General features: G+C 63.7%; 2 pseudogenes. One reads left to right on the forward strand and one right to left on the reverse strand.

Features of this window, described 5'->3' with window-relative positions:
• Positions 1-1,160: 1,160 nt before the first annotated feature.
• Positions 1,161-1,253 (reverse strand): annotated as a pseudogene (locus ACFQ79_RS40605) (IS5/IS1182 family transposase); the annotation flags it as partial.
• 427 nt (positions 1,254-1,680) lie between these two features.
• On the opposite strand from ACFQ79_RS40605, the pseudogene ACFQ79_RS40610 reads away from it, so the two are divergent.
• Positions 1,681-2,482: pseudogene (locus tag ACFQ79_RS40610) on the forward strand (IS5 family transposase).
• Positions 2,483-2,762: the final 280 nt, after the last annotated feature.

Below are 2,762 nucleotides of genomic sequence, written 5' to 3' on the forward strand. Positions count from 1 at the left end.
ACGGGACACCTCGAGGGGATCATCGCCCCCCACTCCCCCACAGCACAGGAGGCCCACCCCCTGCCCAGACACTCCGCAGCAAGCGAACCCCGCAACCGAGCCACACACGCAACGCAGAACGGAGGCCCGGGAACCCCTCCCAGTTCAGCACGTGTAACTGCCACCAACGCGACTGGTCTGCGTGATACCAGACCATGAGCTCCATCCTCCCGCCCAGGGCTGGACCGCCAGCCGCACCATCTGGCGGCCGCGCTTTGCGTTCCTTACGCGTTCACCGCGTCTGCTGATCCATTCCTGTCCCGTTCGACGGTTGATGCCCACGATGCGGCTGGCTGCGACGTTGACTAGAACCCAAGCCTTCCCCCCGGGCTGGGGGGTCCTGTCTTGCGCAGGGCTTCCTGTGAGGCCCTGGATCAGAGATCAGACGTCCGCGACGCGTTCATCGCGGACGCCGGCAGAGCGATACCCACGCCCTGCGGATAACCGACCCTGCAGACGCGACGATTGCCGAACCCTCGATGATCATCCGGTTAGACGACGGATTTGCTGGCGAGTCCACCCGGTTCACCAACCGGCTCCACGGCCCCCACCCAGACCCGCTCTCCCAGGAACGGTTCCACAGATCCAGCACCGGTCGAGTTCAAGCTACTGAATCATGGAAAATTCAGAGGAATAGGGCCTCCTATCGCGGCATCGAGAAGAGCACCGAGGAGTGTATTCCACGCTAACGGAAACATCTCCATTCGAAAATCTCACCCTTTCATTCATTGCGACTTTATCGCCACCTAAATAGACATGAGTATTGATTACTCAGGCCATCCATGGCCTGTCCCTTCATCCTTGAAAATGACTCACAAGAGCATGGAATGCCATTCAGATACCCCGCAGCCCTACCCCTGGCACTCGCTCGACAGGGCAGCCGAACAGGAGTGACTGTCATGAAGTGGTACAAGGTACTGGCCGCTCATTCTAAAGCGATGCTGAAGGGAGCATCGGCGGCCAGCGCCACGGCGGCCATGGTTAACGCGGCTGCCCTCATGGCCACGCCCGCGAGCCAGCCGCACGCAGACACCAGCAGCAACCGCGTTGCCGGTGCCGGGACGGGTCCTGGCAATCCCACAACGAGCTGACAGCCGATCCATTCAGATCAGAGAGCTTCTTCAGCGTTGCAACTCCAGTGTGAGGACGGCCTTGGCGATTGACGTCATGCGGTTGGGGCTGCAGCGGGACCTGCGGAAGATCTGCCAGGACTGCCAAGGCAGCCGCCCGCCGGTGGAGCAAAGGTCAAGCCGTGTCCTCCGGGTTGAGGCGAGGAGAACGGCCGTTGTGAGCAGTAAATGGCAGCTGGACGACGACCGCGATCCCCTGTAGCGGGCAGCAGCATCCTGTGCCGCAGTCCGTATCGATGGGAGGGCGCGTTCAGCCTGCCTCTGAAGCGTGCGCCGCTCGCGCCGACCACGGCCCGTCATGCTGCCCGCTCAGTCTTGGAGGCTTACAACCCCTAACGAAATGATCTTCGGGCTGGTTGGATGGCCCTCTGGTGTTGATCGGGGGTGCCGGGTGGCTCGGCGGAAGCCGTGGGAAGTCAATGAGCTTCTTCAACTCGGGTTCGGCCGGAGGCGCTCAAGAGGGTCTGACCTGCACAGACACTTCAGGTGGGTCACCCGATCGGTGGGCAAGCTGAAGAAGCTCAATGATGAGCTCTGGGCGGTGATCGAGCCGCTCCTGCCGAGGGTGGAGCGTCGGGCTCGTCATCCGGGGCGGAAGCGGCATCCGGACCGGCTGGTGTTCCAGGGCATCCTGTTCCTGCCGCACACCGGGACCGCCTGGGAACACCTCCCGCGGGAACTGGGCTTCGGGTCGGGCATGACCTGCTGGCGCCGCCTGGCGGAGTGGACCGAAGCCGGCGTCTGGCCGCGGCTGCACGAGACTCTCCTCGCGCGTCTTTGCGGAGCGGACGCTCTGGACTTCTCCCGCGCCGTGGTCGACGGCTCTCACATACGGGCGTTAAAAGGGGCTCAAAGACAGGACGAAGCCCTGTGGACCGGGGCGGAAACGGCAGCAAGCACCACCTGATCACCGATGCCACGGACATTCCGCTTGCGGCCACCCTGACCGGGGGCAACCGCAACGATGTCACGCAGTTCATTCCCCTGCCGCGGGCCGTCCCGCCGGTCCGGGGCAAACGCGGCCGCCCCCGCCGCCGGCACAACACCGTGCTGGGCGACCGCGGCTACGACCACGACAAGTACCGGCGACTCGCCTGGGCCCTGGGCGTCAGACCCGTCATCACCCGACACGGGGAGTCCCCCACGGATCAGGCCTCGGCACCGACCGCTGGGCCGTCGAGCGGACCTTCGCCCACCTGCACTGGTTCCGCCGGCTGCGGATCCGCCGAGAAGTACGCGACGACATCCACGAAGCGTTCCCCAGCCTCGCTTGCTCACTCATCTGCTGGCGACGCCTGAAGTCATTCCGATAGCAGTTCTTAGGGCTGGCTGAGGGCTGGATATTCGACACACTCATCGTCGTCTCGGAACGGGTCACCCACTGTCACGCATGCTCCTACCACCGGTCGTCCTGTAGTTGCGCGGCTCAACGGACGGTTCGGGCCGTGTCCAGGCTCATGTCACCGACGGAGGTACCCGCTCCGGGGCCTGATCCCATTTAGACGTCGTTTCTTATGGTGTGATCGTTCGTTGAGCCGTGCATGACGGATCTCATCGAGCGGTTGGTGCCAGACGAGTTATGGGTCTTGTTCA

Source organism: Streptomyces sp. NPDC056480 (genome assembly GCF_042795405.1).
GTDB lineage: Bacteria > Actinomycetota > Actinomycetes > Streptomycetales > Streptomycetaceae > Streptomyces.